Raw genomic sequence first — 22115 nt, 5'->3', positions numbered from 1 at the left:
GCCCGGGGCGGCGAAACCGGCGCGCGGGGCGCCGGGCGAGCGCCGTACCCTGACGCCCGTGATCTTGAGGATGTCGACGCTGTTCGTCCGCACGCTGCGCGAAGACCCCGCGGACGCCGAGGTGCCGAGCCACAAGCTGCTCGTGCGGGCGGGCTACATCCGGCGCGCGGCACCCGGCATCTACACCTGGCTGCCGCTAGGCCTGCGGGTCTTCGGCAAGGTCGAGGCGATCGTGCGCGAGGAGATGGACGCGATCGGGGCGCAGGAGGTGCGGTTCCCGGCGCTGCTGCCCAAGGAGCCGTACGAGGCGACCGGGCGCTGGACCGACTACGGCGACGGCATCTTCCGGCTCCAGGACCGCAAGGGCGGCGACTACCTGCTGGGGCCGACCCACGAGGAGATGTTCACGCTCGTGGTCAAGGACCTCTACTCCTCCTACAAGGACCTGCCGGTCTGGCTCTACCAGATCCAGACCAAGTACCGCGACGAGGCGCGGCCCCGCGCCGGGCTGATCCGCGGTCGCGAGTTCACGATGAAGGACTCCTACTCCTTCGACACCACCGACGCCGGCCTCGAGGCGTCGTACGCCGCCCACCGCGCGGCGTACCACCGCATCTTCGACCGGTTCGGCTTCGACTACGTCGTGGTGCAGGCGACCAGCGGGGCGATGGGCGGCTCGGCGAGCGAGGAGTTCCTGGCGCGCAGCGAGGTGGGCGAGGACACCTACGTGCGCTGCACGTCGTGCGACTACGCCGCCAACGTGGAGGCGGTGCAGGTGCGCCCGCCGGAGGCCGTGCCCTTCGACGACGCCCCGGCCGCGCACGTCGAGGACACCCCCGACACCCCGACCATCCAAACGCTGGTCGACCACTCCAACGCCGTGCTGCCGCGAGACGATCGTCCGTGGACCGCGGCCGACACGCTCAAGAACGTGCTCGTCGTGCTCAAGCACGCCGACGGCACCCGCGAGCCGTTGGCCATCGGCCTGCCCGGCGACCGCGAGGTCGACCAGAAGCGGCTCGGGGGGATGCTCGAGCCCACCGAGGTCGAGGCGATGGACGAGGCGGAGCTCGCCAAGCACCCGGCCCTGGTCAAGGGCTACATCGGGCCCGGGGTGCTGGGGGAAGGCAACGCCAGCGGCATCCGCTACCTGGTCGACCCGCGCGTCGTCGACGGCACCCGCTGGATCACCGGCGCCGACCAGCCCGGTCACCACGTCTACGACCTCGTCGCCGGTCGCGACTTCACCCCCGACGGCACCATCGAGGCCGCCGAGGTGCGCGACGGCGACCCCTGCCCCCGCTGCGACGGCACGCTCGAGACGGCGCGGGGCATCGAGATGGGCCACGTCTTCCAGCTCGGCCGCAAGTACGCCGAGGCGCTCGACCTCAAGGTGCTCGACGAGAACGGCAAGCTCGTCACCGTCACCATGGGCTCCTACGGCGTCGGCGTCTCGCGCGCCGTGCCGGTCATCGCCGAGGGCAACCACGACGAGCTCGGCCTGGTCTGGCCGCGCGAGGTCGCCCCCGCCGACGTGCACCTCGTCGCCACCGGCAAGGACGCGGCGGTCTTCGAGGCGGCCCAGCGACTGGCCGAGGAGCTGTCGGCCCAGGGGCTCGAGGTGCTCTACGACGACCGGCCCAAGGTCAGCCCCGGCGTGAAGTTCAAGGACGCCGAGCTCATCGGCGTGCCGACCATCGTCACCGTCGGCCGCGGCCTCGCCGACGGCAACGTCGAGGTCAAGGACCGCCGCTCCGGCGAGCGCACCGAGGTCCCCGTCACCGACGCCGCCACCCACCTCGCGGGGGTCGTGCGGGGGTAGCCCGCACCCTTCGTGGCTCGCTGCGCTCGCACCTCAGGGAGCGGAACGGTCTGGTCCCTGAGGAGGTTGCGCAGCAACCGTCTCGAAGGGCCGGGCGAGTTGTGGCCGCGCCCTTCGTGGTTGCTGCGCTCGCGCCTCAGGGAGCGGGGGTGGAGTGCTGTGCTCGCACCCAGGGAGCAGGACGGTTCCGCTCCCTGAGAAGCCCGCGAGGGACGAGCGGGCGTCACGAAGGGGCAGCGGGTCCGCGAGCCGGACCGTGGCACGCTGTCCCGGTGGCCGAGGACGACACCGCTGCTCCGCACGCCTGCTGCAGCGGCTCTCTCGGGGCGGGCGCGCCCTGGGCCGAGGCGCCGCGTCCGGTGCGTGAGCCCGACCCGCAGGGCATGGTGCCGGTGCCCGCCGGCCGGTTCGCGATGGGCGACCACCACGGCGACGGCGAGCCGGGTGACGGCGAACGTCCGGTGCACCAGGTCGAGCTGCCCGCCTTCCGGGTCGACGCGACCACGGTCACCAACGCCGCGTTCGCGGCGTTCGTCGACGACACCGGCCACCTGACCGACGCCGAGGACCTCGGGGTCGGAGCCGTCTTCCACCTCGCCGTCGCCCCCCGCAGCCCGCACGTGACGCACGCGCTCGAGGGCACCCCGTGGTGGTGGGCCGTGCGGGGCGCCGACTGGCGACACCCCGAGGGGCCCGACTCCCACGTCGACGACCGCGCCGACCACCCGGTGGTGCACGTCTCGTGGCGCGACGCCGCGGCGTACGCCGCCTGGGCCGGCAAGCGGCTGCCGACGGAGGCCGAGTGGGAGCGCGCCGCTCGGGGCGGGCTCGAGGGGGCGCGCTACCCCTGGGGTGACGAGCGCACGCCCGAGGGGGAGTGGCGCTGCAACATCTGGCAGGGCGACTTCCCGCGTGCCAACAGCCTGGCCGACGGCTGGCTCACGACCGCGCCCGGAGCGTCGTACGGGCCCAACGGCTGGGGCGTGCACCAGGCGGTCGGCAACGTCTGGGAGTGGTGCGCCGACTGGTTCGACCCCAGGTACTACGAGCGGTCGCCGGGGATCGGGCCGCGAGGCCCCGAGCGCGGCACGCACAAGGTGATGCGAGGCGGGTCCTACCTGTGCCACGACTCCTACTGCCGTCGCTACCGCGTGGCCGCGCGCACCGCGAACACCCCCGACTCGGCCTCGGCCAACCTCGGCTTCCGCTGCGTCGCCGACGCCTGAGGTCCGACGCCGAGGTCCGACGCCGAGGCCAGACGCGAGGAGCGCGGGTCAGCCCTTCGTCGAGCCCAGCGTCAGGCCGGAGACGAACTGCTTCTGCAGCACGAAGAACACGATCAGCACCGGCAGCGCGACCATGACCGACCCGGCGGCGACGAGGTTGGTGTCGGTGAAGAACTGGCCGCGCAGGTTGTTCAGGCCGCTGGTGATCGGCAGCTTGCTGAAGTCCTGCACGAGCACCGTGGCCCAGAAGAACTCGTTGTAGATCCAGGTGACCTGCAGCGTGGCGAGGGCGGCGAGCGCAGGCCGCACCAGCGGCATCGTCAGCTGCCAGTACTGCCGCCACACGCTGGCGCCGTCGATCTCGGCCTGCTCGTAGATCTCGTGGGGCAGCGTCTTCATGTAGTTGGACAACACGAAGGTGCAGAAGCCCATCTGGAAGGCGGTGTTGACCAGGATCAGCGCCCAGTAGCTGCTGAGCATCGAGCCGGAGTCGCTCATCCAGGTCGGCAGCGGGATGTCACGGAACATCCGGAAGACGGGGATCAGCAGCGCCTGGGGCGGCAGCAGGTTGGCGGCGAGGAAGAACCCGAGCAGCGACAGGTTGAGCTTGAAGCTGAAGCGGGCCAGCACGAAGGCGACGAGGCTCGAGAGGAACAGCGTCAGCAGCACGGCCGGCACCGTGATGTAGAGCGAGTTCAACAGGTACTGGCCGAAGTTCCCGCGCTCCCAGGCGGTCGTGTAGTTGTCGAGGGTGAAGCCGTCGAGCGAGAAGTAGTCCTTCTGCTGGGTGTTGGCGTAGGAGCGGAAGGAGTTCCACAGCGCCCACAGCAGCGGGAACAGCCAGACCAGCGCGAGCGCGCCCATGATCACCACGGCGACGGGGCCGCGGCTCTTGCTGAGCGCCCCGCCCTCGCGGCGCGTCGGGGGGCGCTTGGCGGGAGTGGACGGCGGGGTCATCTCGGACCCGGGCGGCACGGCGAGGTCGGTCATCGCTGCTCCTTGAACACGACGCGGAGGTAGATGGCGATGAAGACCGAGGAGATCACCATCATGATCACGGCCAGCGCGGAGCCGAAGCCGTAGCGGGTCGCCTCGCCGATGACGTTCTGGCTGACCAGGGCGGCGATGATCTCGAGGCCGTTGCGGCCCTTGTTGACGATCCAGACCAGGTCGAAGGCGCGCAGCGACTCGATCACCACGATCACCACGACGATCATGTTGATGGGCCGCATCACCGGGAAGATGACGTGGAAGAACGTCTTGGTCTCGCTGGCGCCGTCGACCGCAGCCGCCTCCCGGAGGCTGGCGTCGACGCCCTTCAGGCCGGCCAGGTAGATCAGCATGATGTAGCCGGTGTGGCGCCAGGCGGTGGCGACCAGCACGGCCCACAGGTTGACGTCGGGGTCGCCGTACCAGTCGACCTGCGAGCCGAAGACCTGGTTGATCAGGCCGAGGTCACGCGAGTAGAAGAGCTGCCAGACGAAGCCGATCAGCGCCAGCGACAGCACCACCGGCAGGTAGAACGCGGTCTGGTAGAAGCGGCTGAACTTCATCTCGCGGTCGAGCACGACGGCGAGGAACATGCCGAGCAGCGTCGGGCCCACGATGAGGAAGCCCAGCCAGATCAGGTTGTGGCGGATCGCTGGCCAGAACGGCGGGTACGTCGTCGTGACGTCGCGGAAGTTCTGGAAGCCGACCCACTCGATGGTGTCGAGACCGCCGAAGCCGTTCCAGCGGGCGAACGACAGCGCGACCGACGCCAGGGCCGGCAGCCAGACCAGCCAGAGCACGAGCGTGGCCGGCAGCACCACCATCAGGCCGACCACGGTGCGGTCGCGGCCGCTGAGCCGCCGCCGGCGCGGTGGCTTCGGGGCCTTCGCCGGGGGCGTGGCGCTGGTGGTGGGGGGCGGTGCCGACGCTGGGCTCGCGGTCTGGCTGGTCATGGGTCTCCCGAGCGGAGGGGGTGAACGGGGCCGGGTGCCCGCGCCGCCGGGGCGGGCGGGCACCCGCGGGGATCAAAAGATGGTCTGCTTCTGCTCCTGGATGCTGGCGCAGATGTCGTCGATGCGGGACGGGTCCTTGAGGAAGTCCTGCAGCGACGGGATGACCACGGTCGAGGCGAAGTCGGCGTTGGTGTCGCGGTCGAGGAACTGCGCGATGTTGCTGGCCGCGCCGACGACCTCGACCGACTTCTTCTGCAGGTCGGTGTACTTCGCGGTGCTGGCGCCGGAGTTGGCGGCGATGAAGGGCGCGTCGGCGTCGTTGTTGGCCGCGTCGGCCGCCTCCGCCGTGCCGAGGAACGTCAGGAACTCCTTGCCCGCCGCCTGGTCCGGCCCACCCGCGGCGAGGCAGAAGCCGTCGATCGGGGCGTCGAGGGCGTCGGAGCCGATGGAGGAGTCGAGCTCGGGGAAGGTGAAGAAGTCGAGGTCGTCGACGTCGGGGATGGCGTCGGTGACGAAGGTGCCGAGCAGGTACATGCCCGACTCGCCGTTGCCCATCGAGGTGGCGGCCTCCTGCCAGGTGCGGCCCAGCGGGTCGGCCTGGTGGTAGGGGAGCAGCTCGCCCCAGCGCTCGAAGACCTGCTTGACCTCGGTGCTGTCCCACGACTCCTCGCCGGCCATGAGGCCCATGTGGAAGTCGAAGCCGTTCATCCGCATGTTGAGGATGTCGAAGGTGCCCATGGCGGGCCAGCCGTCCTTGTCGCCGAAGGCGAAGGGCGTGATGTCCTTGCCCTGCATGTCGTCCATCAGCGAGATGAAGTCGTCGTAGGTCTCGGGGGCGGTCCAGTTGTTCTTCTCGAAGACCGACTTCCGGTAGAAGACCGCCCACGGGTAGTACTGCACCGGCACGAAGTACTGCTTGCCGTCGACGGTCGCGGCCTCCTGGAAGGCGTCGCTCATGCCGTCGATGGGCCAGACGTCGCTGACGTCCTCGATGAGGCCGTTCTGGGCCAGCTGGGCCATGCGGAAGCCGGCGAACCAGGTGAAGACGTCGTCGGGGGAGCCCTGCAGGTAGGTGTTGATGCTCTCCTGGAAGGTGTTGTGGTCGACGGCGTTCTCCGAGACGGTGACGCCGGACTCCTTCTGGTAGGCCACGCCCATCGCGTGGTTGCGCTGGTAGGCCGGACCCGAGCCCTTGGCCTCGTTGACGCCGAACTTCACGGTGTCGCCGCCGGAGCCGCTGCCGCTGTCACCGCCCCCGCAGGCGGCGAGCAGGCTGCTGCCGCCGACCATCGCGGCGGCCGCGAGCGAGCCCTTCAGGAAGCCGCGGCGACCCATCGCGGTGCCCGCGACCGACGCGGGGACACGAGGGGCGGCGGATCGGCGACGGGGGTGCGACATCGGGTGACTCCTCGGGAGATGCGCCGACAAGCAGCGCTCTGATCGCACGAAAACCAACAGTTTCGCGCACTGGCTGCGACAGTCTGTGACTGCCGTCACCGGCTGTCAACCCCGCAGATCCTGGTCTGACCCTCCGAAAAGTCCGGTCTGATGGGGTCTTGACCGCGCCACGACCGGGATCGGGCGGGCGCCGGCGCGGGATGTTGAAAACGACACGGATCCCCATCGTGACCTGTTCGTTGCTGTTGACTTCACCATCGGCGCGGTCCAAGGTGAGCGTCGTGCGTGACTGGACGACGTGGGCCGGACCCGGCATCGCCTTCGGCGGCGACTACAACCCCGAGCAGTGGCCCCGCGAGGTGTGGGACGACGACGTGCGCCTGATGCGCGAGGCCGGCGTCAGCTTCGTCTCCCTCGGCATCTTCTCCTGGTCGCACCTGCAGCCCGAGCCCGACCGCTGGGAGTTCGCCTGGCTCGACGACGCGATGGACCTGCTGCACGCAGGTGGCGTCCGGGTCGACCTGGCCACGGCCACCGCCTCGCCACCGCCGTGGTTCACCGCCGCCCACCCCGAGACCCGGCCGCGCCTGGCCGACGGCACCGAGCTGTGGCAGGGCAGCCGCCAGGCGTGGTGCCCGAGCTCGACGGTCTTCACCGAGGCGGCCACCGAGGTCACCCGACGCGTCGCCGAGCGGTACGCCGACCACCCCGCGCTCAGCATGTGGCACGTCTCCAACGAGTACGCCTGCCACAACGTGCCGTGCTGGTGCGACACCTGCGCCGCCGGCTTCCGGGTCTGGCTGCTCGAGCGGTACGGCGACCTCGACGCGCTCAACGACGCGTGGGGCACGGCCTTCTGGAGCCAGCGCTACTCCGACGTGGAGCAGGTCGTGCCGCCGCGCACCGTGCCGACCTTCCACAACCCGGGCCAGCTGCTCGACTACCGCCGCTACCTGTCCGACGCGCTGCTGCGGCAGTACCTCGCCGAGGTCGAGGTGCTGCGCGAGGTCACCCCCGAGGTGCCGGTCACCACCAACTTCATGACCCTCGACCACTTCCGCCACCTCGACTACGCGCAGTGGGTGCCGCACGTCGACGTCGTCAGCACCGACCACTACCTGACCCGGCTGCCCGACCCGGCAGGCGAGCTCGCCTTCGCCGCCGACCTGACCCGCGGCCTCGCGGGTGGCCGGCCGTGGCTGCTGATGGAGCACTCCACGAGCGCCGTCAACTGGCAGCCCGTCAACCGCGCCAAGCAGCCCGGCGAGATGCTGCGCAACAGCCTCGGCCACGTCGCCCGAGGAGCCGACGCGATCGGCTTCTTCCAGTGGCGCGCCTCCCGCGCGGGCTCGGAGAAGTACCACTCCGCGCTCGTCCCGCACGCCGGCACCGACACCCGGCTGTGGCGCGAGGTCGTCGAGCTCGGGGCGGTCGCCCGACGGCTCGGCGAGGTGCGCGGCAGCGCCGTGCAGGCCGACGTCGCGCTGCTGTGGGACTACCAGGCCGGCTGGGCCGTCGAGCAGCCCGCGCACCCCAGCGAGGAGGTCACCTACGGCGAGGTCGCCCACGACCTGCACGCGGCGCTGCGCCGCCAGGGCGTCACGGTCGACGTGCTGGTGCCCGGGCCCGACCTCGGCGAGCGGCTGGCGTCGTACGGCGTGGTGCTGGTGCCGACGCTCTACCTGTGCTCCGACGAGACGGCCGCGGCCGTCCGGGCGGCCTGCGAGGCGGGCGCCCACGTCGTGGTCACCTACTTCTCCGGCATCGCCGACGAGCGCGACCACATCCGGCTCGGCGGCTACCCGGGCGCCTTCCGCGACCTGCTCGGCCTCAGCGTCGAGGAGTTCTACCCGCTGTACGCCGAGGAGTCCGCGACGCTGGCGGGCGACGGGTTCGACGGCGCCACCTCGACCCGGTGGAGCGAGCTGATGACGCTCGGCGAGGCCGAGGCGGTCGCCACCTTCGCCGACGGCCAGCTGCCGGGCGCCCCCGCGGTGACGCGGCGGCCGGTGGGCGACGTCGCCGCCTGGTACGTCGCCACCCGCCTCGACGAGGCCGCCACCGACGCGCTCGTCACCCGCGTGCTCTCCGAGGCCGGCGTCGAGCCGGTCGTCCCCGGTGCCGGCACGCTCGACGGCGTCGACCTGGTGCGCCGCAGCAGCGGCGACGGCAGCTGGGTCTTCGCGCTCAACCACACCGACGCCGAGGTGGAGCTGCCCCTCCGCGGCCACGACCTCGTCGCCGACGCCGCTGTCGACGGCTCGCTGCGGCTCGCGCCGGGCGGGTCGGCCGTCGTGCGGGAGGGCTGACGCGTGCTGCCCGACCAGCGACGCCAGCACATCCTGGCCGAGGTGCAGCAGCACGGCGGGGTCCGGGTCAGCGACCTCGTCGACGACCTCGGCGTCTCCGACATGACGGTGCGGCGCGACATCGAGCTGCTCGCCCAGCGGGGCCTGCTCGAGCGGGTCCACGGCGGCGCCACCTCGGTGAGCTCGCGCAGCGCCGAGGAGCCCGGGTTCAGCGCGAAGTCGCAGCAGCAGCAGGCGCAGAAGCGGGCCATCGCCCGACGCGCGGTGCAGATGGTGTCGCCCGGCGCCGCCGTCGCGCTGTCGGCGGGGACGACGACGTACGAGATCGCGCGCGAGCTGGTGCACGTGCCCGACCTGACCGTCGTCACCAACTCCTTCCCGGCCGCCCAGCTGCTGCACGAGCAGGGCCGCCGCGACCTCACCGTGGTGCTCACCGGCGGCATCCGCACGCCGTCGGACGCCCTCGTCGGGCCCGTCGCGGTGGAGGCGCTGCGCAGCCTGCACGCCGACACCGTCTTCCTCGGCGTGCACGGCATCGACGAGCGCGCCGGCTTCACCACGCCCAACCTCGTCGAGGCCGAGACCAACCGCGCGCTGCTGCGGTGCGCGCGTCGGCGCGTCGTGGTCGCCGACCACGAGAAGTGGGGCGTCGTCGGCCTCGCCACCATCGTCCCCCTCGGCGAGGTCGACACCCTCGTCGTCGACGCCGGCGTCGGCCCCGTCGCCCGCGAGCTCCTCGAGCGCCAGGTCCCCGAGGTCGTCGTCACCGAGCCCGACCTCCTCGTCGTCTGACCCTCGCCTCCCCTCGCTGGTCGAGCCTGTCGAGGCCACCGCGCCCTTCGTGACGCCCCGCTCGTCCCTCGCGAGGCTCCTCAGGGAGCGGCTGCTGGCTGCTCGTCCCTCGCGGGGCTCCTCGGGGAGCGGCGGCCGACCGCTCGTCCCTAAAGGGACTCCTCGGGGAGCGGCGGTGTCGAGCCTGTCGAGACCACCGCTCTCGTCCCACCGGGTCTCGAGGCCCTCGCCCAGGGGCTCGGGCACCTCGACCACCCCTTCGATGGTCGAGCCTGTCGAGACCACCGCGCCCTTCGTGACGCCCCGCTCGTCCCTCGCGGGACTCCTCAGGGAGCGGCTGCTGGCTGCTCGTCCCTCGCGGGGCTCCTCAGGGAGCGGCTGCTGGCTGCTCGTCCCTCGCGGGGCTCCTCAGGGAGCGGCGGCCGACTGCTGGTCCCTCGCGGGGCTCCTCGGGGAGCGGTGGCCGGCCGCTCGTCCCTCGCGGGGCTCCTCGGGGAACGGCTGCTGGCTGCTCGTCCCTCGCGGGGCTCCTCGGGGAGCGGCTGCTGGCTGCTGGTCCCTCCCGGGGCTCCTCGGGGAGCGGGGGACGCCGCCCGCTCCCTGAGGTGCGAGCGGAGCGAGCCTCGAAGGGGCGGTCCACGCCTCGCAGGTCTGACGGTCCCGTCAGGGTGCGAGGCGTGGACCGACGGCCTACTGCCGCACGAGGTGGTGGAGGACGGTCTCGTCGGGGTCGACGACGGGCGGGGTGACGCCGGCGCGGTGCAGCGCCTCGCCGGTCATCAGGACGGGCTGGTCGGACCACCACGGGGGCGGGTGGACGCCGGAGGGGCCGTCGCCGACCTGCACCTGGCGCACGGCGTACGTCGCCCCGGGCTCCAGGCCGCGAAAGCGGGTGCGGGAGCCGGGGGTGGACTCGAGCGAGCCGGTGCTGACCGAGGCGAAGACCGCCTCGGAGCCGTCCTGGGCGACGACGCCGTGGACGAGGGCGTTCGTCTCCGCGGTGTCGAGCCGGACGACGCGGCCGGTGAGCAGCAGTCCGCGCCAGGACTTGTAGAGCTCGATCCAGGCGCCCAGCTCGGCGAGCTCGGCCTCGGACGCCTCCGCGAGGTCCCACTCGATGCCGAAGTGGCCGAACAGCGCGGTGGCGGCGCGGAAGCCGAGGTCGTGGGTGCGGCCGGTGGTGTGGGAGCGGCCCGACGCGACGTGGGAGCCGATCACCTCCGGCGGCAGCAGCTGCGCCGTCCACCGGTTGATGGTCTGCCGCTCCAGCGGGTCGATGCAGTCGGAGGCCCAGACCCGGTCGGTGCGCTCGAGCACCTCGAGGTCGACGCGGCCGCCGCCGGAGGCGCACGACTCGATCTCGAGCGACGGGTGCCGTTCGCGGATCTCGTCGACCAGCCGGTAGAACGCCTGCGTCTGGGCGTGCACGCCCGGGCGGCCGCCGCGGGTGAGGTCGCCGCCCTCGACGAGATCGCGGTTGTGGTCCCACTTGACGTAGGCGATGTCGTGCTCGTCGAGCACCGCGAGCACCTGGTCGCGCACATGGGCGTAGGCCCCGGGCACGCCGAGGTCGAGCACGTGCTGGAAGCGGGCCGGCGGGGGCAGCGCGTCGCCACGGGCGCCCATCACCCAGTCGGGGTGGGCGCGTGCGACGTCGGAGTCGAGGTTGACCATCTCGGGCTCGAACCACAGCCCGAACTGCATGCCGAGCTCGCGCACCCGGTCGACGAGCGGGTGCAGCCCGTCGGGCCAGGCGTCGGGGGAGACCACCCAGTCGCCGAGGCCGGCGCGCTCGTGACGCCGGCCGCCGAACCAGCCGTCGTCGAGCACGAACCGCTCGACGCCGAGCGCCGCCGCGCGCTCCGCGAGGTCGAGCAGCCGGTCGAGGTCGTGGTCGAAGTAGACCGCCTCCCAGACGTTCAGCGTCACCGGTCGCTCGCTGTCGACCGGCCGGCTCGCGCGGCCGCGCACGTGGGCGTGGAAGCGGGCGGCGACCTCGTCGAGGCCGTCGCCGTGGGCGGCGTACAGCCAGGGCGAGGTGTACGCCGCCCCGGCCGCGAGACGGACCTCGCCCGGCAGCAGCAGCTCGCCGCCCCCGAGCAGGCGGGTGCCGGCGAAGGTGCGCTCGGCGTAGTGGACGTGGTTGCCCGACCACGCGGTGTGCACGGCGTAGGTCTCGCCGCGGGCGAAGCCGGTGCCGGGCACGCAGGCGTGCAGCACGGTCGCGGCGTCGGCGCCGGTGCGGCCCCGACGGTTCTCGCGCAGGTGGGTGCCGAGCGTGAACTCGCGTCGCTGCGGCTGCCGCTCGCGCGACCAGCGCCCGGCGAGGTCGAACAGCTCGCCCGCCTCGGCCGGCACGGGCACCGCCAGGGTGAGTGCGGCCAGGTCGTAGTCGCTCTCGCCGACGTTGGTGACCGTGGCCCGGGCGCGCAGCAGGCCGCCCGGCTCGAGCTCCAGCACGAGGTCGAGGCCCAGCTCGCTGTCGTCGTCGCGCAGGGCGACCTCGAGCACGCCGGCGCCCGAGGCGACGTACCCCGTCACGGGGGTGCCGTCGAGCGTCACGGCGGTGGTGCGGAAGCGCGGCGACCACGCGCGACCACCCTCCCGCGCGCCCTCGAGGCCGGGCTTGCCGGGGAAGCCGGTGCCGCCCTCGGGCAGCAGGCCGACCCGGGCGGCGACGTCGACGTCGTTGCGGCCGGCCGGCGCGCGCCACGCGGCCAGCAGCCCGCGCGCGGTGGGCTCGTCGAGCCCGGGCAGCGCAGCACCCCAGTAGGGGAGCGCGGGCGGCTGCGCGTCGGTCAGGTCGACCAGCACGAGCACGCCGGCGGCCTCGAGGGCGACGAGCGCGTCGGGGGATGTCGTCATGGCCTCATTCCAGCAGCCGCGGCTCGGCCTAGGGTGGGGCGGGTGAGCGACGTCGAGGTGGTCCACGAGCCCGAGCAGCAGCGCTACGCCGTGAGCGTCGACGGACGCCCCGCGGGGTTCGCGGCGTACATCCGCGCCGAGGGGCTGGTGGTGATGAGCCACACCGAGGTCGACCCGGCGTACGAGGGCCGGGGCGTCGGCTCGGCGCTCGCCCGCCACGCCCTCGACGACCTGCGCGGGCAGGGCGTCGCCGTGCTGCCGACCTGCCCCTTCATCAAGGCGTGGATCGACCACCACCCCGAGTACCGCGACCTGCTCTACAACGCGCCGCGGACCACCGCGACCGACTGAGCGTCGACCGGTCGCGTCGAGCGGGCGCTAGATCGCCCGCAGCTCGGCGAGGTCGTCGGCGCCGGGGGTCCAGGCCAGCGCGGCCGCGTTGCGACGCACCTGCTCGCCGCTGGTCGCGCCCGAGATGATGCTCGCGACGACGGGCTCGGCGGCCAGGCCCGCGATCGCGACGTCGAGCAGCTCGACGTCGCGTGCGGCGGCGTACGCCTGCAGCGCCTCGATGCGGTCCCAGTCGGCGCCCTCGAGCCACTGCGCCCGGCTCGGGTCGAGCGCGGCGCGGGAGCCCTCGGGAGCACCGGCGCCGCGGGTGTACTTGCCGGTGAGCAGGCCGTACTCGAGCGGGAAGTACGGCAGCACGCCGAGCCCGAAGCGCTCGCAGGCCGGCCCGAGCTCGTCCTCGAGGGAGCGGTCGAGCAGCGAGTAGCGGTCCTGGGCGCTGACGAACGGCACCAGGCCCTTGGTCTCGGCCGTCCACGCCGCGTCGGCGACCTGCCACGCCGGCAGGTTGGAGCAGCCGACGTAGCGCACCTTGCCCTCGGTGACGAGCTCGGTCAGCGCTCCCAGCGTCTCGGCGATCGGCGTGTGCGGGTCGGGGGCGTGCAGCTGGTAGAGGTCGAGGTGGTCGGTGCGCAGCCGGCGCAGGCTCGCCTCGACGGCCCGCCGGACGTAGCGCCGCGAGCCGCGGGCGCCGTGGTCGGCGCCGTTGGCGCCCCGCAGGTCGAGCCCGAACTTGCTGGCGAGCACGAACTCGTCGCGCCGCCCCTCGAGCGCCTGGCCCAGCAGCTCCTCGCTGGCGCCGGGCTCGACGCCGTAGGCGTCGGCGGTGTCGAGCAGCGTCACGCCGACGTCCTGCGCCGCGTCGAGGATGCCGCGCACCCCGTCGAGGTCGACGCGGCGGCTGAAGGCGTTGCACCCGATGCCGACGGCGCTGACCATCAGTCCCGAGCGGCCGAGGGGGCGGTACGTCATCTCGCTCATGCTCCGACCCTAGGTCGGGCCGGTGACGGCCCGACGACGGGCGTCACCCGCACGTGACGGGCCCGAAACACGAGGCTGGTGCGATGCCGGTCCTGCCCACCCTCTCGGAGGTCCGCATGCCTGCCACGCCCGACCCGCTCGCTCCCGCCCTGCTCGGCCGTCGCTCGCTGATCGGCGCCGCCGCGGTCGGCACCACCGCCGCCACCACGGCCGGGGCGGGGCTGCTGTCGCCCGCCGGGGCCGGCCCACACGCCCGCTTCGGTCGGGTGCTCCAGCCCGGCGTCGGTCGCACCCGCGGCCGCTACGTGCGTGCGCTGCCCGAGCAGGTGCTCTGGGGTCGACTGCCCAACCGCACGACCGAGCCCGTCGCGGTGGTCCGCTCGGGCGACGTCGTCACCCTCGACACCATCTCCCACGAGGGCGTGCTCGAGGACCAGGGGCAGGACCCCGTCGGGTTCTTCGAGCAGTACGGCGTGCCGCGCCGCCAGGTGCTCGACGACGCCGTGGCGGTCGCGCGCCGTACTCCGCACGACGGTCCCGGCCCGCACGTGGTCACCGGTCCGATCGCGGTGCGCGGCGCGCGGCCGGGCGACGTGCTGCGCATCGAGGTGCTCAACCTGCCGCTGCGGGTGCCGTACGGCGTGATCAGCAACCGGCACGGCAAGGGCGCGCTGCCCGGCGAGTACCCCGAGCAGTTCGTCGACGACCCGGCCAACGCGCCGTACGTCAACGAGGGCGGCAACATCAGCGTCTTCGCCTCGGTCCGCCGATCGCGCTCCGGCCTGCGCGGACAGCTGCCGGGTGACGTGCCGGTCGGCTTCGACCTCAAGCCCTTCATGGGGCTGATGGGCGTCGCCCGTGACACCACGGCCACGGTCGACTCCGTGCCCCCGACCGACGCCGGCGGCAACATCGACATCAACGAGCTGGGCGTCGGCTCGACGCTCTACCTGCCGGTGCAGGTGCCGGGCGCGATGTTCTTCGCCGGCGACCCGCACATGGTGCAGGGCGACGGCGAGGTGGCCCTGACCGCGATGGAGGGCTCGCTGCGCCCGACCTTCCGGCTGACGGTGCTCGAGGCGGGGAGCCGTCGGGTGCCGAAGCAGGCCTTCGACCACCCCTTCGCCGAGACGCCCGACTTCTGGGTGCCGATCGGGCTCAGCGACCCCGACGGTCCGGAGAACGGCGGCAACGGCACCGACCTCGACGTCGCGATGAAGGACGCCGTGCGGCAGGCACTGACGTTCCTGACCGACGAGATGGGCATGGCCGGGCCGGTCGCCTACGCCTACCTCTCCGCCGCGACCGACTTCGAGGTCTCGCAGGTCGTCGACCGCACCACCGGCATCCACGCGCTCGTCCGCAAGGCCGACTTCGGACGGTGACCAGCGGCGTCAGCGGGCGGAGCCGTCGGCCCCCAGGTAGCGGTTCGCGATCCGGTGCAGCTCGGCGACCTCGGCCGCGACGTCGAGCCGACCGTCCAGCATGAGGTAGAGCGTGTCGGTGAGGCCCAGCAGCCAGCGCGCCGCGCGCGCCGGCTCCAGGTCACGTCGTACGACGCCCTGCCGCTGCGCCGCGGTGACCAGCCGGGCCAGCGCCGCGCGCAGCTGCTCGTCACCGCGGTCGAGCAGCCCGGCGAACCCCTCGTCCCGCGTGGCGAGCTGCATCATCGCCAGCACCAGCCCGCCCGCAGCCGGGTGCTCGGCGCCGTCGAGGAGGTGGTCGAGCAGCCGGTGCAGCTCGGGCAGTGGCGCGCCCTCGTCGAGGCCCGCCACCAGCGCGGCGTCACCGGCCTGGGAGACCGTGAAGATCTCGACCATGATCGAGCGCTTGTCGCCGAAGTAGTGGAACAGCGTGCCCGACCCGACCCCGGCGGCCGTGCGGATGGCCTCGGTGGACGCGCCGTCGAAGCCTCGCTCGGCGAAGACCCCGGCGGCGGCGTCGCGGATGCGGGCGCGTCGCGCGGCGTGCTTGGCCGGGTCGACGGTGCGGGCCATCAGGTGGTGCCGTGCTCGGGCCGGCGCTCCCGGTGGCGCCGACGCCGGCGTACCTCCGAGACGGCCGCGGCGACCGCGACGAGCAGGCCGGCGACGATCTTCACCCACGGCGGGATGTCCGGCACCCAGCCGAGGAGCAGGTCGGCGAGGCGCGTGATCGTGTCGCCGACCCAGGTCCACAGGTCGGTCCACCACTGCGGCGCCGCGGGCCAGGGGATCGACGGCAGCGACGGCAGGTCGGGCAGCCAGCCCAGGGAGACCCAGCCCGACACCGCCCGGACCAGTGCGCTCACGAGGGCCGAGACGCCCAGGACGCCCAGCGCCCAGAAAACGACGTGACGGGCCGCCCACAGGAGCGGGTGCCGCTCGCCCCAGGCGTGGAGCCGTGCGGCCCGGGTGCCCGGAGGAGGGGCGAAGGGCACCGAGCGGTGGCGCTCGTCGGCCACGCCGTCCTCGACCAGGCAGACGGCGTACGGGCGCCCGGTCCACCACCACGACACCTTCGTCGGGTGGCCGGCCTCGGCGCCGAGCCGCACGTCACCGATCTCCCCGGCGGCACCGCGGTCGACCTCGACCCCGTCGACGAGGAGGCGCGCGTGGTTCTTGTGCTGGTGGTCGGGCTCGGTCCACAGCTCCACGGCCAGGTCGGTGTCGCCGTCAGCGAGGGTCCACGTCGTGCTCACCCGGAAATGATGGAGTGACCACTCCGTTATTGCAACGGGGCGACCTGAGCGCTGCTCAGCCGGAGGCGCCGCCGGTGAAGTTCCACGACGCGAGGTGGAGTGCCGGGCAGGTGAAGCGGGGCGACTGGGTGGTGTAGGTGTCGCCCGGCACCGACGCGGCGGTGCGGCCCAGCGCGCGCACCTGGCCGGGGGCCAGGGCGTCGACGTAGGACTGCGTGAACCGGAAGTTGGCCACCGGCCGGGTGACCCGGCCGTCCTCGACGAGGAACGTGCCGTTGCGGGTCAGGCCGGTGATGGAGACCGAGCGGGGGTCGAGCATCCGGGTGTACCAGAAGTCGGAGACCAGGATGCCGCGCTCGACACCGGCCACCAGCTCGGCGACGGAGGAGTCGACGACGGGGCCGTCGACCTCGGCCGGCGCCTCGTCGTCACCGACGGGGTGCAGCGCGAGGTGGCGCGCGGTCGGACCCCAGGAGAAGCCACCGTGGCTGCCGTGGCCGGTGCTCTGCGCGCCGGTCGCGGCGGCCGAGCGACGGTCGTGGGTGACGCCGACCGAGCGGCCCTCGACGACCAGCGGCAGCGCGCGGGTCGCGGTGCCGTCGTCGTCGTACGTCAGCCCGACGGCGCGCGGGTCGTCGACGATCGTGACGGCGGCGTCGAGCTGCTGCTCGCCGAGCCGCACGAAAGAGCGGCCGTCCTGCACCGCGCGGCCGCCGTAGCCGTGGGCGGCGAGGTTGCCGAGCAGGTCGAAGACGGCGTTGGGCTCGAGCACGACCTCGTAGCGGCCGGGCTCCAGCTCGACCGGGCCCTCGGCCCACGCGCGGGCCTTCGCGGCCGCGCGGGCTCCGAGCACCTCGCCGTCGAGCTCGGTGATCGACAGCGGCGCCTGCCGTGCCAGGCCGTCGGCCCGCCCGTCGCGCCCGTCGACGTACGGCGCCCGCGCGACGCCGGAGAGCCCGCACTCCGTCGCCTCGGCTGTCAGCACACGACCGCCGGAGGTGGCGAAGCCGCCGGTGTGGTGGACGGTGCGGACGTAGCCGGCCGTCTCGAGGCCGCCGGCGCCGTCGACGAAGCCGCGCACGACCTCGGCGCGGTCGCGCGGCGTCGCGCCGGCGGTGGCCAGGTCGACGCCCCCGGAGCGGGGACGGTCGTCGTCGGCCGGAGCGAGGCCGGGCCACCCGGCGTCGAGGGGGGCGACCCGCACGGCGTCGGTGACCCGCTCGACGAGAGCGGCGACGTCGTCGGCGGTCGCCAGGGTGGCGCGCGCGGTCGCCGTACGACCCTCGTGGTGGACGACGAGGCGGGCCACGGTGGTGTCCTCGGCGACGTTCTGGTGGATGGCCGAGGTGGCGAACCGGGTCAGCGCGAGCCGGTCGCGGTCGACCGACGCGGCGACCTCGGCACCGGGGACCACCTCGAGCACGCGCTGCACGGCGTCCTCGGGGACCATGCGCTGGTCGCTCATCGGGGTCCCCTCGCGGTTGTCGTCGGGAGGAGCGGAGCGGGGGACGGCGAGAACCGGGTGGGGTGATTCATCGGGCCCGCACCCCCACCCGCACGTCGCGGAACCGGGCGGGCGCCGCGGGGTGGCCGGTGTGGCCGGTCTGGCCGGGCTGGCCCTTGCCGCAGTTGGGCGTGCCCCACGCGACCGACTCCGAGGACAGCATGTCCATCGAGGCCCAGAACTGCGGGCCGATGCCGGTGTACGTCGGGTTGCGCAGCAGCCGGCCGAGCTCGCCGCCCTTGATCTCGTAGCCGACCTCGGTGCCGAACTGGAAGTTGAGCCGGCGGTCGTCGATCGACCAGGAGCGGTTGGTCTCCATGTAGATCCCGTCGTCGGTGCTCGCGATGATCTCGTCGAAGGTGTGCGGGCCGGGCTCGAGCCCCACGTTGGTCATGCGCACCATCGGCAGCCGCGACCAGCCGTCGGCGCGCACGCTGCCGGCGTACGACAGACCCGCGGCGGCGGCGGAGTCGCGGCCCGCCAGCACGCCGACCCAGGTGCCGTCGCGCACCGCGTCGCGCTTGGCGGCGGGCGTGCCCTCGTCGTCGTAGCCGAAGCTGCCGAGCGCGCCGGGGATGGTCGGGTCGATGGTGATCGTCATCAGGTCGGAGCCGTACCTCAGCGAGCCGAGCTGCGCGAGGTCGAGCCAGGAGGTGCCGGCGTACGCCGCCTCCCAGCCGAGGATGCGGTCGAGCTCGATGGCGTGGCCCACCGACTCGTGGATCTGCAGCGCCAGCTGCTCGGAGCCGAGCACCAGGTCGGTGCGGCCCGACGGGCACTCGGGCGCGGTCAACAGCTCGCGGGCCTCCGCCCCGACGCGCGGGGCGTGGGCCAGCAGGTCGAGCCCCTCGACGAACTCCCAGCCGCGGGTCGCGAACTGCCCCCGCGCGGCGGGGTAGGAGCGGCGCTGCGTCTCGTGCTCGCCGATCGCGGTGGCCATCAGGCCGGCGCCGCACTCGCGCACGTGCTGGTCGATGCGGGCGCCCTCGCTGGAGACGAACCACTTGCGGGTGTCCCACACGTCGTACGACGCCTCCGCGACGTCGGCGCCGTGCTCGCGCATCGCGGCCGTCGCCGCGGCGAGCAGGTCGCCCTTGTCGGACAGCGGCACCGCCAGCGGGTCGACCTCGCACTCGCTCGCCCAGGAGCCCACGTGGGCCTCGGCGGGGACCATCCCGGCGCCCGGCCGCGCGACGAGCCCGCTCGCCTCGGCGATCTCGGTGGCCCGGTGGCCGGCCCGCCGCGCTGCGTCGACCTCGACGTCCGGCACCGCGAAGAAGCCCCAGCCCGACCCCACCAGCGCCCGCACCCCGAGGCCCGAGTCGGAGCTCTGGGAGACGTCCTCGACGTCACCGTCGCGGGCCTGCATCGACTCGGCGCGGCGGTGCATGACGCGGACGTCGGCGTACGTCGCCCCCGAGTCGAGCGCCGCCTGCACGGCCGCCTCCGCGGCCTCGAACTCGCTCATCCTGCGACCCTGCCACACCGTCGGTGGGCCGGGGCGGGGCGGTGCGATCGCGCAAACACGCGGAGCCACGTTGCTGAGGCCGCCGGAGATGACCGGGTGTGCCCGGTGCCAGCGGGACTTGGCTCCGCGTGTTTGCGCACCGGCCGACTTGGACGGGCCGGCGCTCAGGTGAGGCCGGGCAGGTCGGTGGGGCGGGCGCCGAGGGAGAGCTGGCGCACGGCACCGGCCTGGAGGGCGTCGACGGCGAGCCGGCGGTCGCGGCCGGCCGTGCCGCCGACGACGGCGCCGTAGGTGCGGGTGACGCGCTCCTCGATGCGTCGGGCGACGGCGCGGAGCTGGTCGGGGGTCTGGGCGGGGGAGTCGACGGAGTAGTCGATCTCGGAGGCCACCGGGTCGGCGCCCCGGGCGGCGATGCGCGAGACGAGGGCGTCGCGGGCGGTGCGGTGGGCGCGGAAGAGGTCGGCCAGCTGCGCGGCGAGCTCGGGCTGCTCACCCAGGGAGACGCGGGCCGCGAGGAAGCCCAGCACCCAGACGGCCGCGTGCTCGGCCGCGAGCGCCTGCTGCAGCGCGTCGAGGGGGGTGTCGGGCAGGGCGCCGGGCGCGGAGCCGCGGGTCACGTCGGCCACGTCGCCACCCGCTGGGCCGTGCCGGCCGACATCGCCGCCAGGAGCGCCGCGAACGCGCCGCTGCGGGCCTCGACCGCCAGGTCGCCGAGGCGCGCCTGCAGCTCCTGCTCGCGCCGGCGGAGCGCGGTGAGCGCGGCCCGGCGGCGAACCAGGTCGACGTACGCCGCGGGGTCGGTGCCGGGCTCCGCGCCCTCGAGCACGGCGTCGACCAGCGCCGCCTCGTGCGCCTCGTGCATCTCTCGCACGGGCGCCAGCGACGTGCGCAGCGCGGGGAAGCCCCGCGTGGTCGCGGCGACCGCCGCGGCAGCGGCTCGGAGCTCGGCCAGCGCGAGGGTCGCGAGGGCGACGTCGGGCGAGAGGGAGGGCGTGCCGTCGCCGCTCGGTGCGACGTCGCCATCGGCCCCGGAGGTGCTCGTGCAGGCCGCCAGCGCGGGTGCGAGGAGCGCCGCGGACCCGGCTGCGAGGACCCCGCGACGGCCCACGAGGCGGCTCGAGGCAGCGGGGAGTCGGGGCGCCGGCACGGGACGGATCGTAGGCGAGGCGGCGCGTTAGGGTGGGCGGCGCACCACCGGCACCACCCACAACAGCACACGGAGGTCAGCAGCGATGGGCACCCCCGACCACCCCGCACGCCGAGATGCGCAGGGGGACGACCGTCTCGTCGAGGAGCTCACCGACCCCGTGGCGGCGCTCGGCCTCGACCTCGAGGCCGTCGACGTCAAGGTCGCGGGCAAGCGCCGCCTCCTGCGCGTGGCCGTCGACAAGGACGGCGGGGTGAGCATGGACGACGTCGCCGAGGCGACCCGCGAGGTCTCGCGGGTGCTCGACGAGCGCGACCTCATGGGCGAGCGGCCTTACACCCTCGAGGTGTCCTCGCGCGGGGTCGACCGACCGCTGGTGCTGCCCCGCCACTGGCGCCGCAACGCCGGTCGCCTGGTCAAGGTGACCCGCTCCGACGGCGAGAGCCTGACCGGCCGGGTCGTGGCCAGCGACGAGACGGGCGCCGACCTGCAGGTCGCCGGCGACGGCAGCGGCACCACCACCCGCGTCGACTACGCCGACGTCGCCAAGGCCCTGGTCCAGATCGAGTTCACGAAGGAGTCCTGATGGACATCGACATGACCCTGCTGCGGATGCTGGCCCGCGACAAGGAGATCCCCGTCGAGGCGATGGTCGAGACCATCGAGCAGGCGCTGCTGACGGCGTACCACAAGGTCGACGAGCAGCACGCCGCCACCGACGCCCGCGTGGTGCTCGACGCCAAGACCGGCCACGTGACGGTGATGGCGCAGGAGAAGGACGACGACGGCAACGTCGTGGGGGAGTACGACGACACCCCCGCCGGCTTCGGCCGCATCGCCGCCACCACCGCCAAGCAGGTGATGCTGCAGCGGCTGCGCGACGCCGAGGACGAGCGCAAGTTCGGCGAGTTCTCCGGCAAGGAGGGCGACATCGTCTCGGGCGTCATCCAGCAGGGCCGCAACCCCGACGACACCATGGTCGACCTCGGCCCCCTCGAGGCGCTGCTGCCCTCGGGCGAGCGCGTGCCCGGCGAGGACTACTCCCACGGCACCCGCATCAAGTGCCTGGTGGTGTCGGTACGCCGCGGCATGCGCGGGCCGCAGGTGATGCTCTCGCGCACCCATCCCAACCTGGTCAAGAAGCTCTTCGCGCTCGAGGTGCCCGAGATCGCCGACGGCACCGTCGAGATCGCCGCCATCGCCCGCGAGGCCGGCCACCGCACCAAGATCGCCGTGCGCTCGACCGTGCCCGGCGTCAACGCCAAGGGCGCCTGCATCGGCCCGGTCGGCTCGCGCGTGCGCAACGTCATGGCCGAGCTCAACGGCGAGAAGATCGACATCGTCGACTTCAGCGAGGACCCCGCCGAGTTCGTCGGCCAGGCGCTCAGCCCGGCGCGCGTCTCCGAGGTCCTGGTCGTCGACGAGGCCGCGCGCGCCGCCCGGGTGATCGTGCCCGACTTCCAGCTCTCCCTCGCCATCGGCAAGGAGGGCCAGAACGCCCGCCTCGCCGCCCGCCTCACCGGCTGGCGCATCGACATCCGCTCCGACGAGGCTCCCGCCGACTGACGCCCGACGCAGGAAGGCGTCAGTCGCAGCGGGAGGGTCGAGCAAGCGACGCGACCGAGGCACGAG

Annotated in this window: 19 protein-coding genes; 8 read left to right on the top strand and 11 right to left on the bottom strand. The window is 73.6% G+C overall.

All coding sequences use genetic code 11. The features are described from left to right. The first annotated feature begins 58 nt into the window (after positions 1–58). On the top strand, positions 59–1822 hold the full coding sequence (locus tag ACYU8I_RS09785; protein ID WP_460840061.1) for a proline--tRNA ligase: 1764 nt from the start codon (positions 59–61) through the stop codon (positions 1820–1822). Positions 1823–2205: 383 nt separating this feature from the next. Then, positions 2206–3048 (top strand): formylglycine-generating enzyme family protein, encoded by an 843-nt coding sequence (locus tag ACYU8I_RS09780; protein WP_460840153.1) that lies wholly within the window; start codon positions 2206–2208, stop codon positions 3046–3048. A 48-nt stretch (positions 3049–3096) separates the two neighbouring features. Here ACYU8I_RS09780 and ACYU8I_RS09775 read toward each other — a convergent pair whose 3' ends face one another. The 3 genes from ACYU8I_RS09775 to ACYU8I_RS09765 form a co-directional block, all read right to left on the bottom strand. Continuing rightward, positions 3097–4038, bottom strand: a complete 942-nt coding sequence (locus tag ACYU8I_RS09775) for a carbohydrate ABC transporter permease (protein WP_460840059.1) — start codon at positions 4036–4038, stop codon at positions 3097–3099. Continuing rightward, positions 4035–4991: a carbohydrate ABC transporter permease gene (locus ACYU8I_RS09770; protein ID WP_460840058.1), complete on the bottom strand. Its 957-nt coding sequence runs from the start codon at positions 4989–4991 to the stop codon at positions 4035–4037. Before ACYU8I_RS09770 ends, ACYU8I_RS09775 begins: the two co-directional genes overlap by 4 nt. Before the next feature lie 72 nt (positions 4992–5063). Then, a complete protein-coding gene (locus tag ACYU8I_RS09765) occupies positions 5064–6389 on the bottom strand; it encodes an ABC transporter substrate-binding protein (RefSeq protein WP_460840056.1) in 1326 nt (441 codons plus the stop codon). Between the two features lie 272 nt (positions 6390–6661). Here ACYU8I_RS09765 and ACYU8I_RS09760 point away from each other — a divergent pair, with 272 nt between their 5' ends. Together ACYU8I_RS09760 and ACYU8I_RS09755 are read left to right on the top strand one after the other, a co-directional pair. Then, positions 6662–8698 (top strand): beta-galactosidase, encoded by a 2037-nt coding sequence (locus ACYU8I_RS09760; protein ID WP_460840053.1) that lies wholly within the window; start codon positions 6662–6664, stop codon positions 8696–8698. A gap of 3 nt (positions 8699–8701) precedes the next feature. Continuing rightward, positions 8702–9490 carry a DeoR/GlpR family DNA-binding transcription regulator gene (locus ACYU8I_RS09755; protein WP_460840051.1) on the top strand — a complete coding sequence of 263 codons (789 nt, stop codon included), beginning with the start codon at positions 8702–8704 and terminating at the stop codon, positions 9488–9490. 690 nt (positions 9491–10180) lie between these two features. On the opposite strand, the gene ACYU8I_RS09750 is transcribed toward ACYU8I_RS09755, so the two are convergent. After that, positions 10181–12355, bottom strand: a complete 2175-nt coding sequence (locus ACYU8I_RS09750; protein WP_460840049.1) for an alpha-galactosidase — start codon at positions 12353–12355, stop codon at positions 10181–10183. A 42-nt stretch (positions 12356–12397) separates the two neighbouring features. Here ACYU8I_RS09750 and ACYU8I_RS09745 point away from each other — a divergent pair, with 42 nt between their 5' ends. Beyond that, a complete protein-coding gene (locus tag ACYU8I_RS09745; RefSeq protein WP_460840047.1) occupies positions 12398–12706 on the top strand; it encodes a GNAT family N-acetyltransferase in 309 nt (102 codons plus the stop codon). A 27-nt stretch (positions 12707–12733) separates the two neighbouring features. Here ACYU8I_RS09745 and ACYU8I_RS09740 read toward each other — a convergent pair whose 3' ends face one another. Continuing rightward, on the bottom strand, positions 12734–13684 hold the full coding sequence (locus tag ACYU8I_RS09740; protein WP_460840045.1) for an aldo/keto reductase: 951 nt from the start codon (positions 13682–13684) through the stop codon (positions 12734–12736). An 83-nt stretch (positions 13685–13767) separates the two neighbouring features. Between ACYU8I_RS09740 and ACYU8I_RS09735 the strand changes: the two genes are divergently transcribed. Continuing rightward, a complete protein-coding gene (locus ACYU8I_RS09735; protein ID WP_460840042.1) occupies positions 13768–15069 on the top strand; it encodes an acetamidase/formamidase family protein in 1302 nt (433 codons plus the stop codon). Between the two features lie 9 nt (positions 15070–15078). Here ACYU8I_RS09735 and ACYU8I_RS09730 read toward each other — a convergent pair whose 3' ends face one another. The 6 genes from ACYU8I_RS09730 to ACYU8I_RS09705 all read right to left on the bottom strand — a co-directional run bounded on the left by ACYU8I_RS09730 (position 15079) and on the right by ACYU8I_RS09705 (position 20483). Continuing rightward, positions 15079–15681 (bottom strand): TetR/AcrR family transcriptional regulator, encoded by a 603-nt coding sequence (locus ACYU8I_RS09730; protein ID WP_460840039.1) that lies wholly within the window; start codon positions 15679–15681, stop codon positions 15079–15081. Then, on the bottom strand, positions 15681–16364 hold the full coding sequence (locus tag ACYU8I_RS09725; protein WP_460840037.1) for a hypothetical protein: 684 nt from the start codon (positions 16362–16364) through the stop codon (positions 15681–15683). The genes ACYU8I_RS09730 and ACYU8I_RS09725 overlap by 1 nt, the downstream gene beginning before the upstream one ends. Positions 16365–16419: 55 nt before the next feature. Next, positions 16420–17829, bottom strand: coding sequence for a metallopeptidase TldD-related protein (locus ACYU8I_RS09720; protein ID WP_460840034.1), 1410 nt, complete (start codon positions 17827–17829; stop codon positions 16420–16422). Positions 17830–17896: 67 nt separating this feature from the next. After that, positions 17897–19336, bottom strand: coding sequence for a TldD/PmbA family protein (locus tag ACYU8I_RS09715; protein WP_460840032.1), 1440 nt, complete (start codon positions 19334–19336; stop codon positions 17897–17899). A 164-nt stretch (positions 19337–19500) separates the two neighbouring features. Beyond that, positions 19501–19962: a DUF4439 domain-containing protein gene (locus ACYU8I_RS09710; RefSeq protein WP_460840030.1), complete on the bottom strand. Its 462-nt coding sequence runs from the start codon at positions 19960–19962 to the stop codon at positions 19501–19503. Further along, positions 19950–20483 (bottom strand): hypothetical protein, encoded by a 534-nt coding sequence (locus ACYU8I_RS09705; RefSeq protein ID WP_460840028.1) that lies wholly within the window; start codon positions 20481–20483, stop codon positions 19950–19952. The genes ACYU8I_RS09710 and ACYU8I_RS09705 overlap by 13 nt, the downstream gene beginning before the upstream one ends. An 85-nt stretch (positions 20484–20568) precedes the next feature. On the opposite strand from ACYU8I_RS09705, the gene rimP reads away from it, so the two are divergent. Further along, a complete protein-coding gene (rimP, locus tag ACYU8I_RS09700; RefSeq protein ID WP_460840026.1) occupies positions 20569–21069 on the top strand; it encodes a ribosome maturation factor RimP in 501 nt (166 codons plus the stop codon). Beyond that, a complete protein-coding gene (nusA, locus tag ACYU8I_RS09695; RefSeq protein ID WP_460840024.1) occupies positions 21069–22049 on the top strand; it encodes a transcription termination factor NusA in 981 nt (326 codons plus the stop codon). The genes rimP and nusA overlap by 1 nt, the downstream gene beginning before the upstream one ends. The last annotated feature ends 66 nt before the right edge of the window (positions 22050–22115 follow it).

It is taken from the genome of Nocardioides marmoraquaticus, assembly GCF_054777915.1.
Note: the sequence above shows the minus strand (reverse complement) of the source record. Positions and strands in the feature narration are given on the sequence as shown.

Coding starts and splice junctions, on each gene's coding strand:
- ACYU8I_RS09780 (WP_460840153.1), top strand. CDS start 2,206: ATGGTGCCGGTGCCCGCCGGCCGGTTCGCGATGGGCGACCACCACGGC.
- ACYU8I_RS09775 (WP_460840059.1), bottom strand. CDS start 4,038: ATGACCGACCTCGCCGTGCCGCCCGGGTCCGAGATGACCCCGCCGTCC.
- ACYU8I_RS09770 (WP_460840058.1), bottom strand. CDS start 4,991: ATGACCAGCCAGACCGCGAGCCCAGCGTCGGCACCGCCCCCCACCACC.
- ACYU8I_RS09765 (WP_460840056.1), bottom strand. CDS start 6,389: ATGTCGCACCCCCGTCGCCGATCCGCCGCCCCTCGTGTCCCCGCGTCG.
- ACYU8I_RS09750 (WP_460840049.1), bottom strand. CDS start 12,355: ATGACGACATCCCCCGACGCGCTCGTCGCCCTCGAGGCCGCCGGCGTG.
- ACYU8I_RS09740 (WP_460840045.1), bottom strand. CDS start 13,684: ATGAGCGAGATGACGTACCGCCCCCTCGGCCGCTCGGGACTGATGGTC.
- ACYU8I_RS09735 (WP_460840042.1), top strand. CDS start 13,768: ATGCCGGTCCTGCCCACCCTCTCGGAGGTCCGCATGCCTGCCACGCCC.
- ACYU8I_RS09730 (WP_460840039.1), bottom strand. CDS start 15,681: ATGGCCCGCACCGTCGACCCGGCCAAGCACGCCGCGCGACGCGCCCGC.
- ACYU8I_RS09720 (WP_460840034.1), bottom strand. CDS start 17,829: ATGAGCGACCAGCGCATGGTCCCCGAGGACGCCGTGCAGCGCGTGCTC.
- ACYU8I_RS09715 (WP_460840032.1), bottom strand. CDS start 19,336: ATGAGCGAGTTCGAGGCCGCGGAGGCGGCCGTGCAGGCGGCGCTCGAC.
- rimP (WP_460840026.1), top strand. CDS start 20,569: ATGGGCACCCCCGACCACCCCGCACGCCGAGATGCGCAGGGGGACGAC.
- nusA (WP_460840024.1), top strand. CDS start 21,069: ATGGACATCGACATGACCCTGCTGCGGATGCTGGCCCGCGACAAGGAG.